Consider the following 14,984-nt stretch of genomic DNA (forward strand, 5'->3'; position numbering starts at 1 on the left):
ATTAATCGTCGAATTTTTGGCCTAAAATATTACCTTTAAAATCTGTATAAATTTCCATCATATTGTTTGTTCTAAATTTATAGCCATTTATTTTTTTATCTACTTCTACAATAGCTGCATTTGGTTGTACTGCTTGTACTTTTGCAATAATTTCTTTTGGGATAAATCCTGTTGGAATGCCTTTGTATTTACCATCAACTTCTTTCCAGTCTCCATTGATGATAAAGTCAATTTCAGTCCCATCAACTAAATTTACTTCATAAGAATCTACATCTTGTTTTACATAACCTACATTTACACCTTTAAAATGAGTGTTTAAAAACTCTTGAGCTTTTTGAGGTAGAGCATTTGGACTTACAACCATATCTGCAAACATAGAACTTGCACAAACTAAACTAGCTAACATTAATTTTATTTTCATTTTTTCTCCTTTAAATAAAAGTAAAAAATGATATTAACTGCTTGTGAAATTTATGTGAATTTAATTTTTAAAACCAACTATTTTATTTTTATCAAATGAAGATTCTATTTCTTTTTCTATTGTATGTAAAAAATCACTCATTTTAAAAACACCGTCCTTAGAAATAGCTGCTTTCAAAGCTGTATTTTTAACTACCATAGCAATTTGAGCTCCACTTAGCTCATACAAAGCAAGGTTTTTTAAATCAAAATTATCATCAAATTTAGCATTTTTAGGTAAAGCTTTTTGCCATATCATCAAGCGTTGTTCGTAATTTGGCTTTTTAAATTCTATTTTATATTCAAATCTTCTTGAAAAAGCCACATCTAAACTTTCTAAAAAATTAGTCGTAGCTATAATAACTCCACTAAAACGCTCAATTTGTTCTAGAAAAATATTTTGCATTTGATTGTGCATTTTATCAGCACCGCCACTACTTTCTACCCTAGTACTTAAAAATTGATCAGCTTCATTTAAAAGCAAAATAGGACTTTGTTTGCTTGTTTGACAAAGCTCTTTATAAGTATCAAAAATTTTTCTTACATTTTGCTCACTCTCGCCCACATATTTGCTTAAAATTTTAGAACAATCAAAACTCAAAATAGATTTTTTCATAGCTTTTGCCATACTTAGCGCACTCATAGTCTTACCCGTGCCAGCAGGACCATAGAAAATTATCTTAGCTTCTATGTTTTTATTTGTTTTTATACCCCATTTATTTAATCTTTCTAAAACCTTTTTATCTTGTTGTTTTAATATACTTTCCAATAGATCTTTAGTGCTTTGGGGCATAATAACATCATCTATATTAATATTTGGCTCAATTAGCTCAAAAATATCTTGTTCTTTAACTAAATTTTGAAGTTTAATTTTTTTATTCTTCTTTGGTTCTTTAAAATTAATAATTCTTTGTAAAATATCATCACTTAAATAAAAAATCTTAGTTATATCACCCAAAGAATTAACAAATTCATCATATTCTAAAAGATTTGAACTAAGTAGCTTAGAATCTTCTTCTAGTAAGACTTTGTTTTCTTGTTTTTGAACATCATCTTCGCTAATTAAATGAAGTAAAAAATTAAAATCTCTACTATAAGAATTTTCAGTGTTTAGCAAATACTCTTCTTTTAACAAACTAATAAATATCAAACATTCTTTATCGTTTAAAGCATACTCTTTAAAAATATCTGCCAAAACATTAGAAATTTTACTCTTTTTTAAACGCTCTTTAATATATGCTTCAAATATAGCTATATCTTTTTTAATATTCTTACTTTGAGAGCTTTTAGCAAAAAAACGCAATCTTTGATATAGCTCGATTTTAAAAAATTCATCTTTTAAATATGCAATATGATCTTCATAAATTTGATCTTGCATAAAATCTTGTATAGTTTTATTTTCTAAAATTTGTAAAAAAACCTCACTTAAACTTAACTCGCATTGTAACAAATTTAAAAATAAACTTGAGTTTTTACTCGATTTAAAATCAGAAAAAATTTGAATAATAAAACCTTTTTCTATAAGATTTTTAAGATCTTTTAAATGATCTAAATACTCATATTCATCATTTTTAAAAACTTCACTAAGAAGATTATAGGCATTAATGCTTACATTTGCTTGTAAATAATTTTTACACAAATGCTTTAAAATTAAAATTTCATCTTCACTGCATTGTAAGTTTTTATAAATATTGCTTTTAAAAGTATCATTAAGAAAAAGTTTTAAATCTTTCATATTTTCCTTTATATTGATTTTATGCTAAATTTAATTTTAGATTTTTTGTCACTAAAACTCATATTTTTATCACAAACCTCATAAAAAATATCATAATTTTTGCTTATAATATTTTGAGTAAAACCACAAGAAGTGATTTGCTTATTTTTCCCATAAAAAATAGGTTTTTTGTAAATTAAATCTTGCAAAAAATCATCATAATATTCATTATTAAAAAATCTTTTATTAAAAAAAGTTTTTGCATAACATACACCATTAATGCAAATTTTATCCATGATTTTTAACTCAAGTAAAGCCTTAGAGGCACTATAAAGTTCTAAACTTGTAAAATTTTTTCCCTCATATAAAAAGCCGTAATCAGCAAATCTAAATTGAGGGATTTTTAAAACAATATAAGCACTTTGTGATTGTGTTTTACTTTTTAAAGCACAAGAGCTTAAAAAAACACATACAAAACACAAAAAAATTATTTGAAGTGACTTTATCATTTAAGGTTTTTAAAACTAAGATTAAGTTCTAAATTTAACTCTTTTACTATTTTCATCACGCTTTGTAAATCATCAATTTGCTTACCAACTACGCGAATTTCATTGCCTCTAATACTTGAAGTTACCTTTAGCTTACTATCTTTTATAGCTTTATTAATCTTCTTAGCACTATCAGCATCAATGGCATCATTAACTTTTAAATTCAATCTAAAATTTGCTCCACTCTCCCTGTTTAACTCTTTAATACCATTAGGGTTAATCCCTCTTTTGATAAGTTTTGAAATAACAATATCTTTTAGCACTTCAATTTTTGCCTCGCTTGAACAAGTAAGCTTATAAATACTTTCTTTTTCATTTAGCTCTATTTCACTTTTAATGCCTTTTAAATCATATCTGCCATCAAGCTCTTTTTTAGCTTGCTCTAAAGCATTTTTTAGCTCTTGTTTGTCAATTTCCCCACTAATATCAAAACTATGTTCATTTGCCATTTTCTATAAACTCCTTAAGATTATTAAATACGATTTGGACTAAATTTTGTATGGATTCTTCACTAGCCCATGCAACATGTGGAGTGATAATTAAATTTTCTTTATTTTTTATATTAAGCAAAGGATGATTTTCAACCATAGGTTCTACTTCAAGTACATCAAGCCCTACTCTAATATTTTTTTCATCCATAATTTGAGCTAAATCTACTTCATTAATAATCCCACCACGACCTACATTAATTAAAATGGCCTCATCTTTTAAAAGCATTAATTCTTTCTTGTTTAATAAATTTTTTGTTTTTTCATTTAAAGGTGCATGGATACTTATCACATCAGAAGTTTGTAAAAGCTCTTCAAGGCTTACTTTCTCATATGTATCATCATTATTAACCCCTGAGGTAGAATAATAACAAACATTTGCTCCAAATATTTGCGAAGCCTTAGCTACCTCTTTACCTATAACTCCAAGCCCTATAATACCATGTTTTTTTCCTGTTAGAGTATGTAAAGTTCTACTAAAATCAGTGAATATTGGGCTTTTTACCCAAAGCCCTTGTTTGGTCCATCCATCATAATATGGGATTTGATTTAAAAAAGCAAAAAGCAAAGCAAATGTATGACTTAAAACACTTTTGGTAGAATACCCAGCTGCATTTTTTACTATTATACCTTTAGAATTTGCATAAGCTACATCTATATTATTTACCCCTGTGCCAAGCTGCAAAATGAGCTTTAAATTGGTGTTATCTATAACTTCTTGATCAATGATGACTTTATTTATCATCACAACTTGTGCATCAGATATTCTTGAGATAACCTCATCTTTAGATGTAAGTTCATAACTTATAAATTCCCCAATACTTTCAAAAGCTGTTAAATCAGTTCCACCTAAAGTAGCAGCATCTAAACATACTATTTTCATTTTTTATCCTTTAACAATGTGCCCTACAAATTTAGAATAATTATCAAGCACCAAACCACCTTTTCTAAAACCTAAACCACAACCCTCATAAGCAAAGAAAACTCCTGCTTGATAATAATCATTTTCATTTTGATTAAACTCAGCAAATTCTTGATACACAAAACGATTGTTTTGATAATCTCCACTTGTTTCAAAACTTATATCTCCATTAGCTTCTATAATAGAAACATTTGCTCCTTCTCTACCAAAAACAGGCTTTTTAACACATTTTTTACCCACTAAAGGTTCATCACTTGTTTCAAGCAATAAAGGATGATTTGGATAAAGCTCCCATAAAATTTTCATTATACCCTTGCTTTGAAAAAGTAAAGTATAAGCAGGATTTAAAATAATTGCTTTTTGATTTTGCATAATTTGAGTTAAGAGCATAGCAAGTTCACCCTCTTCTATAGCTATACTTTCCCAAGGAATGAGTTTGAAAAAATACTCAAAATTTACATTATTTTTAAAAATTCCTTCGGGTGAAAATTCTACCTCATCAATATAAGAAAATTCACTCTCAAAACCAGCTTCACTAGCAATGTGTGCTAAAAGTTTTGTTGTAATCATATCCTCATCACTACCTGCAATTGAAGAAAACAATATTTTCCAACCTTCATAATATTTTTCAAATTCACTTACATCTTCTTCTAAGGTTATAAGTCTTTTAAAATTATCTCTTAAAGCTTCATATATATTATTAAATTGCGAGCTTTCATCTAGGTTGTTTTGCTTTAAAATAGCCCATTGCAAAATAGCACTTTCAAATAAAGATGTTGGAGTATCAGCATTAAATTCTATTAGTTTTATAGGCTTACCATCAAGCCCACCTGCTAAGTCAAACCTACCATATAAATGCCAATGCACATCATTTTCCCAACTCATCTTAATCGCATCAACCAAATTAAAAGGAATTCCAAGCTCGTCAAAACGATCATTATCAATCACTTCTTGCGCAGCAGCTACAAACATATCATAAAGCTCATTAACTGCTTCGTAGTATGCATTTGCTTCATCTTCCCTTACGCAAACTAAATTAGAATCTAAATAATCACTTCCATCATTATCCGTATGCCATGAAAAACCTATTTGCTCTAAATAAGATTTTTCTAAAGGATTTACTTTTAAAAAATTCATTTTTTCACCTTTTAAGAGCCAAAAGAATTTGTAGAGCTTGAAGTAGCTTTAGAGCCACCACCAAAAAAGCCTGATTTTTTTGCATTTGATCCTGAAGTAGCACTTGTACTTGCTTTATTAAAGCTATTTACACTTCTTTGATAAGCACTTTGATTTGAAAATGCTCCTCTTTGTTGATTTGCAAAATTTTGATTGTTAAAAAGCTTTGAACCTATCCAACTTCCCAAAATAGCTCCAGCCGCACTCGCAAGCAATGTCTCGCCTAAAGAAAGCCCACCGCTACTCATTTGAGCATTGTTTGGATTTGTTAAATTTGAAGTACCATTGTCTATTTTAGCAGCTTCTTCTTGGATTAATTTATCCATTTCTTCTTTGCTTAAAACCCTTTCAGTTCCATCAAGTTGTTTTAAGACTACCCTAGTTTCATCACTTGGAAATTGATCTTTGATTTTGTATTGATTTGGAGCGGTTTCTTCAATAATAACAAAGGCCCCTTGAGTATTTGCCGCTTGACTTAAAGCGTTATTGCTAGAATCATTTGTATTATTACTACATGCACTTAAAGCACCTGCACTAATTGCAGCAATACCACTTATCATACTAAGTTTGAGTATAGTTTTAATGTGTTTCATAATCTTTCCTATAAAAATTTATAAATTTAACTTAATAAGATTTTAACAAAAAAAGTATTAATAAAAATTAATTGTTTTAGTTTATCATAGTCATTAAATTACTACTTAAAATAAACACAGCAAAAGCAAAAAATATAAAAGCACTTAGATAATCAATAAGTTTTAAATTCTTTTGATAAATTCTTACCATAAATGGTTTAGAAAATAATAAAGAAATCAAAGAAAAATAAATTATAGTTTCTAAAATCAAAACAAATATCAAGACTATCAGCATCCATCGCATTTGTGTAAAATCAAAACTTGCAAAAACACTGGCGAAATAAAAAATTGCTTTAGGATTAGATAAATTTGTAATCATTCCACTTAAAAATGCAGATATATAAGTTTTTTGAACTTTAATTTTGTCATTTTTTGTATTCTTGTAAATCTTAAAAGATAAATACAAAAGATAAAATGCTCCAAAACTTGATAGTATAATTTGTAAAAATGGGAATTTATGAAAAACGACATTTAATCCGAGTATAGAAAGTATAATCCATATACTAACAGCTAAACTTACTCCCAAGCTTGCCTTTAAAGCACTTTTAACCCCTTCTCTTAATGCATATGAACTTACTAAGAAAAAATCAGGTCCTGGTAAAATAAGTCCGAAAAAATGAATAATTATAATCCAAAAAAACATAAATATTTTAACGAAGAAAGCCGATTTCTCGGCTTTTTTGGTATTAGAGTCTTGACTCGTAGCGTCTAAGCATATAAAGTCTTTTAAGCATTTTTTTGCGTGCTGAAATTTTTTGTTTTTTGCGAATTTCAGTCATAGGCTCAAAAAATCTTCTAGCGCGAACTTCAGTAACAACTAGATTTCTATCTACTTGCTTTTTGAATTTTCTATACGCTTCATCAAAAGACTCATTAGGATGTACCTTGATTCCTGGCACGACCCTCACCACCTTTCTTTAAATAAATTTTAAAATAAAGATTATATCATAATTTTCTTGAAAATAAAACTTATTTTTGTAATAATTATATAAATAAAAATTAAATATAAATTATTAATTAAGACAAAGTTTGATTTAATTTTTCTAATACTACAATATAAAGAAATATTTCTAAGGAAAATAAAATGAATGCTCACATCACAAACTATACTAAAAAAAGATATATAGCTTATATCATTTCTATGATCATTTTTATAGCACTACCTTTTATAAAAATAAATGGAAATCATTTCTTTTTATTAAGCTTTGATCATAAAAAACTTAATTTATTTTTTATCGCTTTTGATACTCAAGAGCTGTATTTAATGCCTTTTGTTATCATGGGTATGTTTTTAACTATACTTTTTGTTACTACTTTAGCAGGAAGAATTTGGTGTGCTTGGAGCTGTCCTCAAACTATTGCTAGAGTTATTTATAGAGATCTTTTACAAACAAAAATCTTTAAAATTCATAAAAGCACAGCAAATAAACAAAAGCAAGTCAGTGGATTTTTCGTCAAAAAAGCTTTAAGTATTGTGATTTTTTATCTTTTTTCATTGTTAATGATGAGTGCATTTTTATGGTATTTTGTACCACCTGAAGATTTTTTTACATACATTCAAAATCCTGCTGATCATTTATTGCTTTTAGGGATTTTATTTTGTGCTTCTTTGGCTTTTACTTTTGATATAGTATATTTGGGTGAAAAATTTTGTGTTTATGTATGTCCTTATGCAAGAATTCAATCTGTAATGTTTGATAATAACACCGTTCAAGTAATATATGATGATAAAAGAGGAGGTGCGATTTATGATGGACATACCAAACTTTATCAAAAGCCGCCACAAGGTGAATGTATAGGATGTGAAGCCTGTGTAAAAATTTGTCCTACACATATAGATATACGCCAAGGAATGCAACTTGAGTGTATTAATTGTCTTGAATGTGCCGATGCTTGTTCAAAAGTTCAAGCCAAATTTAATCGTCCTAGCTTAATTAATTGGACTAGTGCAAAAGCTATTGAAACAAGGGAAAAAGTAAAATATTTTAGATTTAGAACTATTGGATATTTAGTTGTTTTGTGTGGTGTTTTTGTGGCTTTAGTTTTAATGGGAAGTAAAAAAGAAAATATGCTTTTAAATATCAACCGTTCTAGTGAGCTTTATCAAATCAGAAAAACCCATGATGGAGAATTAATTATTAGTAATGCTTATGTATTTTTATTTCAAAACACCGATAATAAAACTCATGAGTATTATTTTGATGTGAAATTACAAGGCATTGAAGATGGCTTAGAAATCATTAGACCTAAAAAATCTTTTAAACTAAAAGCTGGCGAAAAAGATAAACATATAGTTGTTTTAAAAGCTACTAAAAAACTAGCCGATAATGATAGAAAAGACACTGTAATACCATTAACCATCAAAGCCTATGCACTTGATGATAAAAATATTGTCATATTACGCGAGAGTAATTTTGTATATCCTAAAAATTCTATCATAGAGCATAAAAAATACTAAAATGAAAAAAAGAATTTCTTCAAAATCTCAAGCAAGGCTTGAAAAAATCAAACAAATCGCTGCGGAGTCATTTTTAAAAAATGGCTACGAAGCAACTAATCTTAAAGATATTATCAAACAAGCTGGTGGATCTTTTTCTTGCGTATATGAGCATTTTAAAAGTAAAGAAGGTTTATTTGAAGCGGTTTTAAATGATTTTGCAGAAAATCATTTTTTAGCTATTTTGAAAAAAAATATGCGACTTTCACCTGATGCTAATTTAGAAGAATTCTTATATCAATTTGCAAAAGCTTATTTAGGGATTTTTAACGACACCAAAACTATAGCTATAGTAAGACTTTTGTATTCTGAAATTTATAATGAAAAATTTGATTTTGGAAAATGGTTTAAAGGAAGCAATAGAAAAGAAGTAGAATATGTTCTTCGAAAAAGATTTGAAGAAGAAAATGAAATTTTAGCTCAAAATGCTGAATTTTTAAGTTATACTTTTTGCGCTATGCTTAGAGGGACATTTTTTATACAAAGCACTTTTGAAAATAAAGTTTCAATGAATAAAAAAGAACAACAAAGCCACGCAAAAAAAATCGTAAAGCTTTTTACTCAAGGTCTTGTTAATTTTAATTAACTAAAGATTGATAAAATAGTATTTATTAATTTTGTAATATAAATTACTTTTTATTTAGCTAAATAAATAACTTAAGGAAACAAATGAAAACAAAACTTTTAACTCTAGCTTGCGCTTCTCTTATCTTTATAGCATGTTCAGATGATAAGAATGCACAAGTTAAACAACTCCCTCCTCAACCTGTTAGTATTATGACTATGCAAAGTGCTAATTTACCTTTAGAATTTACTTATCCTGCGAGATTAAGTACTGAATTAGATGTAGTAGTCAAACCTAAAGTAAGCGGTGAAATCAAAGCAAAATACTTCAAAAGTGGTCAAGCTGTAAAAAAAGGCGATAAGCTTTTTCTTATAGAACCTGACAAATACCAAGCAAGTGTAAATATGGCTTATGGAGAAGCTTTGGTAGCAAGAGCTAATTTTGATGATGCTGAAAAAAATTTTAAAAGAGATAGTATTTTAATAGAAAAAAATGCTATTTCACAAAAAGAATTTGATGCAAGTTTAGCTAAATTTAACTCCACAAAAGCTAATCTAGAAAGCGCTAGAGCAAAACTTGCTAATGCAAGATTAGACTTAAAATACACCATAGTAAGTGCTCCTTTTGATGGAATTTTAGGTGATGCATTAATGGATGTGGGTGATTATGTAAATGCTTCATCTACTGAACTTGTACGCATTACAAACATTAACCCAATTTTTGCAGATTTTTATATTTCTGATGTAGATAAAATCAATATGAATAAAAATATTCAAAGCGGCAATTGGAAATTAGAAAATATCCAAGTACAAGCTAATGTTGGTGGAGAACTTTTCAATGGAAAATTATATTTCGTAGATAGCGTTATAGATACTCATAGTGGTGGAGTAAAAGCAAAGGCTATTTTTGATAACAACAATTCAAACTTAATGCCTGGCTCTTTTGCAAATGTTCATGTTGGTGGTTTTGTTCAAAAAGATGGTTTTGAAATTCCTCAAGTTGCGCTTTTGCAAGATGATAGTGCTACTTATGTTTATACCCTTGTAGATGGAAAAGTAGTTAAAACTATTGTTAATGTTATTTATCAAACTTCTGATAAAGCAATTATTGATAAGGGCTTAAAAAATGGGGATAAAGTGATTTTAAATAACTTCAAAAAAATCCGTCCTGGTGCAAGTGTTAGCGTAATGGAGAATAAATAATGTTTTCTAAATTCTTTATAGAAAGACCTGTATTTGCTTCTGTTGTAGCTATTATCATTTCTTTAGCAGGTATTATAGGACTTTATTCTTTACCCGTGGAGCAATATCCTTCCTTAACTCCACCCGTTGTTAAGGTAAGTGCAACTTACTCAGGAGCTGATGCTCAAACGGTGGCTCAAACGGTGGCTATTCCTCTTGAAGATGCAATCAATGGGGTTGAAAATATGATTTATATGGATTCAACTTCAAGCTCTTCAGGAGATATGAGCTTAAGTGTATATTTTAATATAGGTACAGATCCTGACCAAGCAACAGTTGATGTTAATAATAGAATTTCAGCTGCTATGGCAAAACTACCTGAAGATGTTAAAAAAACTGGTGTTAGTGTAAGAAAAACTGGTTCAAGTATATTAGAAGTTGCTACTTTATATTCTCCTGATGGCTCTATGGATTCACTCGAAGTGTATAATTATGCTGCATTAAATATTTTAGATGATCTTGCTAGGGTTCCTGGTGTGGGTAATGCCGTAGCTATTGGTGCAAGAAATTATTCTATGAGAATTTGGCTTAATCCTGATTTATTAAACAAATATCAAGTTACTGCAACTGATGTTATTGCTGCAGTTAGCGAGCAAAATGCTCAATATGCTACTGGTAAGATAGGTCAAGAACCTGTGGTGGAAAGATCTCCTTATGTGTATTCAGTAACTATGCAAGGAAGATTAAAAAATACTAAAGAATTTGAAGATATTATCATAAGAGCAAATAGTGATGGCTCTTTTTTAAGACTTAAAGATGTAGCCGAAGTTTCTTTAGGATCAAGAGAATATACTTTTAAAGGTAGATTAAACGGAAATGACGCTACTCCTATTTTGATTTTCTTACAAACCGGAGCAAATGCTGTAAATACAGCAGAATTAGTGCAGAAAAAATTTGAAGAACTTTCTAAAAATTTCCCTGAAGGATTAACTTATAAAGTGCCTTATGATACAACTATATTTATTAAAGCTTCCATTAAAGAAGTGGTAAAAACTTTCTTTGAAGCATTAATTTTAGTTGTAATTGTAATGTATTTGTTCTTAAAAAATTTCCGCTCAACTATTATACCAATGATTGCTGTTCCTGTTTCTATTTTGGGAACTTTTGCAGGATTATATGTCTTAGGTTTTAGTATCAATCTACTTACGCTTTTTGCCTTAGTATTGGCTATTGGTATTGTTGTTGATGATGCAATTATAGTAGTTGAAAATATCGATAGAATTATGCATGAAGATCCAAATATAAGCATAAAAGAAGCAGCTATTAAAGCTATGGATGAAGTTGCTGCACCTGTTGTTTCTATAGTTCTTGTACTTTGTGCGGTTTTCATACCCGTTTCATTTATATCAGGTTTTGTGGGAGAAATCCAAAAACAATTTGCCATAACCTTAGCAATATCTGTTACTATATCAGGCTTTGTAGCTTTAACACTAACTCCTTCTTTATGTGCAATTTTTTTAAGAAGAAATGAAGGTGAACCTTTTTACTTTGTGAAAAAATTTAATGATATTTTTGATTGGTCTACCGAAGTTTTTGGCGCTGGTGTGGCTTATATACTTAAAAGAACAGTGCGTTTTATGTTAATTTTTGTAATCTTTTTGGGTGGTTTATATGGACTTTTCAAACTTGTTCCAAATTCACTTGTTCCAAATGAAGATCAAGGAAACTTTTTAACTATTGTCAATCTACCCGCAGCATCTTCGCTTAATAGAACTACTCAATCAATGGATGCTATGGCAGAAGAAATCCGCAAAAATGAGAATGTAACTAATGTGGTAGGACTTATAGGCTATGATCTTTTTACAGGTTCTTTAAAAGAAAATTCTGGCGCAATGTTTGTTAATTTGAAAAATTGGGATGATAGAGATATTAGTAGTTTTGATTTAGTTGGATCTTATAACAAACAATACTTCTTAAATCCAAATTTTCAAACTTTCTTTGTTAATCCACCACCAATCCAAGGTTTAAGCTTAACTGGTGGTTTTGAGATGTATGCACAAAATCGTAGCGGAAAAAGTTATGATCAAATTCAAATTGATGTAAATAAATTAGTTGAAGCAGCAAACAAGCGTCCCGAACTTCACAATGTAAGAACAACGCTTGATACTAATTTTCCGCAATTAAAACTAGAAATTGATCGCGATAAAGTAAAACTTTATGGTTTAAATTTAGCTGATGTATTTAGCACTCTAAATGCCACCATAGGAACTTATTATGTAAATGATTTTTCTATGCTTGGAAAAAATTATCGTGTAAATATAAGCGCAATTGGAGATTTTAGAAATACTCAAAATGCTTTAAAAAACATCTTTGTTAGATCAAAAGATGGTTCTATGATAGCTCTAGATAGCGTTTTAACATTACAAAGAAGTGTTGGTCCTGATGATGTAAAACGCTTTAATATGTTTCCATCGGCTTTAGTGCAAGGTGATCCTGCTCCTGGCTATACTTCAGGACAAGCCATTGATGCAATTGCACAAGTGGCAAAAGAAACTTTAGGAGAGGATTATTCTATTGCTTGGTCAGGTTCAGCTTATCAAGAAGTTACAAGTAGCGGTGCTGGACAAATAGCATTTATGCTAGGACTATTATTTGTATTTTTAATTCTAGCAGCACAATATGAAAGATGGCTCATGCCTTTAGCAGTAATTACGGCTGTGCCTTTTGCGGTATTTGGCTCTTTGCTTTTTGTATGGCTTAGAGGATTAGAAAATGATATATATTTTCAAACAGGACTTTTACTTTTAATAGGCCTTTCTGCTAAAAATGCCATTTTGATTGTTGAATTTGCTATGGAAGAGCATCTTAAAAAAGGAAAGAGTATTTTTGAAGCTTCTATTAGTGCAGCAAAATTGAGATTTAGACCTATTGTAATGACTTCATTGGCATTTATTTGTGGTATTTTACCGCTTTTCTTTGCATATGGAGCAGGAAGTGCAAGCCGCCATGCGATAGGTACAGGTATTATAGGTGGTATGATAGCAGCTTCTACTATAGCCATTTTCTTTGTACCTTTATTTTTCTATTTACTAGAAAGTTTTAATAAATGGCTTGATAAAAAAAGAGGTAAAATCAATGCGTAAGTTAATAATTTTTGCAAGTTGTTTTTTAATAACAGCTTGCAGTTTAAAACCAAATTTAGAAATTAAAGATGTAAATTACACTAAAAGCTTAGATCAAAACATTAGCATTAACAAACAATGGTGGAAAGCTTTTGATGATAATTATTTAAACACCTTAGTCGATCAAGCTTTAAAAAACAATAACGACTTGCAAATTGCATATATGAATTTACAAAAAGCTTATGAAGCTTTAGGTATAGCAAGAAGTGATCTACTTCCTAAACTAGATGGAAGTGCTAGCGGAGCAAGAGCAAAAACTAGTATCAATGCTCCAAGCAACAAAAGTAATGAATTTGTCTATGGCAATGATTTTAATATGGGTTTAAATTTAAGTTATGAAGTAGATTTATGGGGTAAATACAGAGATACTTATAATGCTTCAAAAGCAAAATTACAAGCTAGTGAGTTTGACTATGAAAGTGCAAGATTAAGCTTAATTTCTAATGTAGTAAAAACTTATTTTAATCTAGCAAGCTTAAGTGAGCAAGTAAAAATTTTAGAAGAAACAACCCAAAGTTATCAAAAAACTTATGAGTTAAAATTAGAGCATTTTAAACTTGGAGTAATTAGTGAGTATGAGCTTAACAAATTTAAAGCTGAACTTGAAAATTCAAGAGTTTTACTCACAAATGCTAAAATTCAAAAAGAAGCTAATACCAAAGCTTTAAAAATCTTAACTTCAAATGATATTGATGATATACTTTATAATAGCATAGAGTATAAAAAAATAGGACAATACGAGCTTAGCATACCTGAAGGTATTGGTAGTGAAATTTTACTTCAAAGACCTGATATACAAGCTAGTTTAAAAATTTTAGAAGAAAAAAACTATCTTGTTGGAGTAGCCAGAACTGCATTTTTACCAAACCTTTCTTTAACAGGACTTTTGGGTTTTCAAAGTAATGATTTAGATCTTTTAGTTAAACATGGAAGTAATACTTGGAATGTAGCTGGAAATTTTGCAATGCCGATTTTTCATTGGGGTGAGATTATGAATAATGTTAATATCGCAAAACTTACCAAAGATGAAGCGTTTTTACAATATGAAAACACCTTAAAAACAGCCTTTGGAGAAATAAGACTTGCTTTATTTAACCGCCAAAGCTATTATGAAAATGAGCAAAATTATAAAAATTTATTTCTAGCTCAAAGTAAAATTTATGAAATTTCTACCTTAAGATATGAAAATGGCGTGATTAATTTAGCTGATTTTTTACAAGATCAAAGAAATTACCTAAATGCTAAACTTTCTTATACTAACTCATCTTATGAGCTTGCAAATTCCATTGTAGATGTTATGAAAGCCTTTGGTGGTGGATTTAACGCTAAAGAAGAATCAAAAGAAAATATCAAAGCTATGGAAGAAAACTTAAAAGAAAACTTTTATAACAACTGAGCCTTAAGGCTTAGTTGTTAATGCATTTGAATTTGAATTCTTTGATTAAAATTATTATTTCCTCTATCTTTTGGGCTATTATGCTCAAAACGATAACGCATATTACCTGAAACATTAACATCTTGAAAAATTTCATCTAAAGGTGCAGAATTTGACACGCTTATAAGTCCTAATAAAAATATAAAAAATGCTATAAAAATATTTTTCATTATAAAGCCTTTGTA

General features: G+C 29.2%; 15 protein-coding genes. 5 read left to right on the top strand and 10 right to left on the bottom strand.

Annotated features, from left to right (window positions below; genetic code table 11):
* Position 1 precedes the first annotated feature (1 nt).
* The 9 genes from L8U37_RS01305 to rpsU form a co-directional block, all read right to left on the bottom strand.
* Complete coding sequence (locus L8U37_RS01305; RefSeq protein ID WP_133319056.1) at positions 2-421, bottom strand: PepSY-like domain-containing protein; 420 nt, start codon at positions 419-421, stop codon at positions 2-4.
* A 60-nt stretch (positions 422-481) separates the two neighbouring features.
* Entirely contained in the window at positions 482-2,194 is a 1,713-nt protein-coding gene (locus L8U37_RS01310) for an ATP-binding protein (RefSeq protein ID WP_220566935.1), read from the bottom strand.
* 8 nt (positions 2,195-2,202) lie between these two features.
* Positions 2,203-2,682 carry a hypothetical protein gene (locus L8U37_RS01315; protein WP_263728401.1) on the bottom strand — a complete coding sequence of 160 codons (480 nt, stop codon included), beginning with the start codon at positions 2,680-2,682 and terminating at the stop codon, positions 2,203-2,205.
* Positions 2,679-3,170, bottom strand: a complete 492-nt coding sequence (locus L8U37_RS01320) for a YajQ family cyclic di-GMP-binding protein (RefSeq protein WP_263728402.1) — start codon at positions 3,168-3,170, stop codon at positions 2,679-2,681. Before L8U37_RS01320 ends, L8U37_RS01315 begins: the two co-directional genes overlap by 4 nt.
* A complete protein-coding gene (locus L8U37_RS01325) occupies positions 3,160-4,092 on the bottom strand; it encodes a D-2-hydroxyacid dehydrogenase (RefSeq protein WP_263728403.1) in 933 nt (310 codons plus the stop codon). The genes L8U37_RS01320 and L8U37_RS01325 overlap by 11 nt, the downstream gene beginning before the upstream one ends.
* A 3-nt stretch (positions 4,093-4,095) precedes the next feature.
* On the bottom strand, positions 4,096-5,268 hold the full coding sequence (locus tag L8U37_RS01330) for a glutathionylspermidine synthase family protein (RefSeq protein WP_263728404.1): 1,173 nt from the start codon (positions 5,266-5,268) through the stop codon (positions 4,096-4,098).
* An 11-nt stretch (positions 5,269-5,279) separates the two neighbouring features.
* Positions 5,280-5,900 carry a UPF0323 family lipoprotein gene (locus tag L8U37_RS01335; RefSeq protein ID WP_133319062.1) on the bottom strand — a complete coding sequence of 207 codons (621 nt, stop codon included), beginning with the start codon at positions 5,898-5,900 and terminating at the stop codon, positions 5,280-5,282.
* A 76-nt stretch (positions 5,901-5,976) separates the two neighbouring features.
* The gene (locus tag L8U37_RS01340; protein WP_263659242.1) at positions 5,977-6,582 is read right to left on the bottom strand and encodes a LysE family transporter; all 606 of its coding nucleotides are present in this window, start codon (positions 6,580-6,582) and stop codon (positions 5,977-5,979) included.
* A 43-nt stretch (positions 6,583-6,625) separates the two neighbouring features.
* A complete protein-coding gene (gene rpsU, locus L8U37_RS01345; protein WP_002780697.1) occupies positions 6,626-6,838 on the bottom strand; it encodes a 30S ribosomal protein S21 in 213 nt (70 codons plus the stop codon).
* 185 nt (positions 6,839-7,023) lie between these two features.
* On the opposite strand from rpsU, the gene ccoG reads away from it, so the two are divergent.
* The 5 genes from ccoG to L8U37_RS01370 all read left to right on the top strand — a co-directional run bounded on the left by ccoG (position 7,024) and on the right by L8U37_RS01370 (position 14,760).
* Positions 7,024-8,397: a cytochrome c oxidase accessory protein CcoG gene (gene ccoG / locus L8U37_RS01350; RefSeq protein WP_263728405.1), complete on the top strand. Its 1,374-nt coding sequence runs from the start codon at positions 7,024-7,026 to the stop codon at positions 8,395-8,397.
* 1 nt (position 8,398) lies between these two features.
* Positions 8,399-9,022, top strand: coding sequence for a TetR/AcrR family transcriptional regulator (locus tag L8U37_RS01355; RefSeq protein ID WP_133319065.1), 624 nt, complete (start codon positions 8,399-8,401; stop codon positions 9,020-9,022).
* A gap of 83 nt (positions 9,023-9,105) precedes the next feature.
* A complete protein-coding gene (locus L8U37_RS01360) occupies positions 9,106-10,203 on the top strand; it encodes an efflux RND transporter periplasmic adaptor subunit (protein WP_133319066.1) in 1,098 nt (365 codons plus the stop codon).
* Positions 10,203-13,325, top strand: a complete 3,123-nt coding sequence (locus tag L8U37_RS01365) for an efflux RND transporter permease subunit (RefSeq protein WP_263660428.1) — start codon at positions 10,203-10,205, stop codon at positions 13,323-13,325. The genes L8U37_RS01360 and L8U37_RS01365 overlap by 1 nt, the downstream gene beginning before the upstream one ends.
* The gene (locus tag L8U37_RS01370) at positions 13,318-14,760 is read left to right on the top strand and encodes an efflux transporter outer membrane subunit (protein ID WP_263670030.1); all 1,443 of its coding nucleotides are present in this window, start codon (positions 13,318-13,320) and stop codon (positions 14,758-14,760) included. Before L8U37_RS01365 ends, L8U37_RS01370 begins: the two co-directional genes overlap by 8 nt.
* A 17-nt stretch (positions 14,761-14,777) precedes the next feature.
* On the opposite strand, the gene L8U37_RS01375 is transcribed toward L8U37_RS01370, so the two are convergent.
* Positions 14,778-14,969 (bottom strand): mini-MOMP protein, encoded by a 192-nt coding sequence (locus tag L8U37_RS01375; RefSeq protein WP_133319069.1) that lies wholly within the window; start codon positions 14,967-14,969, stop codon positions 14,778-14,780.
* Between the last annotated feature and the right edge of the window lie 15 nt (positions 14,970-14,984).

The sequence above is a fragment of the Campylobacter sp. RKI_CA19_01122 genome (assembly GCF_025771325.1).
GTDB classification, from domain to species: domain Bacteria; phylum Campylobacterota; class Campylobacteria; order Campylobacterales; family Campylobacteraceae; genus Campylobacter_D; species Campylobacter_D lari_D.

Coding starts and splice junctions, on each gene's coding strand:
- L8U37_RS01305 (WP_133319056.1), bottom strand. CDS start 421: ATGAAAATAAAATTAATGTTAGCTAGTTTAGTTTGTGCAAGTTCTATG.
- L8U37_RS01310 (WP_220566935.1), bottom strand. CDS start 2,194: ATGAAAGATTTAAAACTTTTTCTTAATGATACTTTTAAAAGCAATATT.
- L8U37_RS01315 (WP_263728401.1), bottom strand. CDS start 2,682: ATGATAAAGTCACTTCAAATAATTTTTTTGTGTTTTGTATGTGTTTTT.
- L8U37_RS01320 (WP_263728402.1), bottom strand. CDS start 3,170: ATGGCAAATGAACATAGTTTTGATATTAGTGGGGAAATTGACAAACAA.
- L8U37_RS01325 (WP_263728403.1), bottom strand. CDS start 4,092: ATGAAAATAGTATGTTTAGATGCTGCTACTTTAGGTGGAACTGATTTA.
- L8U37_RS01330 (WP_263728404.1), bottom strand. CDS start 5,268: ATGAATTTTTTAAAAGTAAATCCTTTAGAAAAATCTTATTTAGAGCAA.
- L8U37_RS01335 (WP_133319062.1), bottom strand. CDS start 5,900: ATGAAACACATTAAAACTATACTCAAACTTAGTATGATAAGTGGTATT.
- L8U37_RS01340 (WP_263659242.1), bottom strand. CDS start 6,582: ATGTTTTTTTGGATTATAATTATTCATTTTTTCGGACTTATTTTACCA.
- ccoG (WP_263728405.1), top strand. CDS start 7,024: ATGAATGCTCACATCACAAACTATACTAAAAAAAGATATATAGCTTAT.
- L8U37_RS01355 (WP_133319065.1), top strand. CDS start 8,399: ATGAAAAAAAGAATTTCTTCAAAATCTCAAGCAAGGCTTGAAAAAATC.
- L8U37_RS01360 (WP_133319066.1), top strand. CDS start 9,106: ATGAAAACAAAACTTTTAACTCTAGCTTGCGCTTCTCTTATCTTTATA.
- L8U37_RS01365 (WP_263660428.1), top strand. CDS start 10,203: ATGTTTTCTAAATTCTTTATAGAAAGACCTGTATTTGCTTCTGTTGTA.
- L8U37_RS01370 (WP_263670030.1), top strand. CDS start 13,318: ATGCGTAAGTTAATAATTTTTGCAAGTTGTTTTTTAATAACAGCTTGC.
- L8U37_RS01375 (WP_133319069.1), bottom strand. CDS start 14,969: ATGAAAAATATTTTTATAGCATTTTTTATATTTTTATTAGGACTTATA.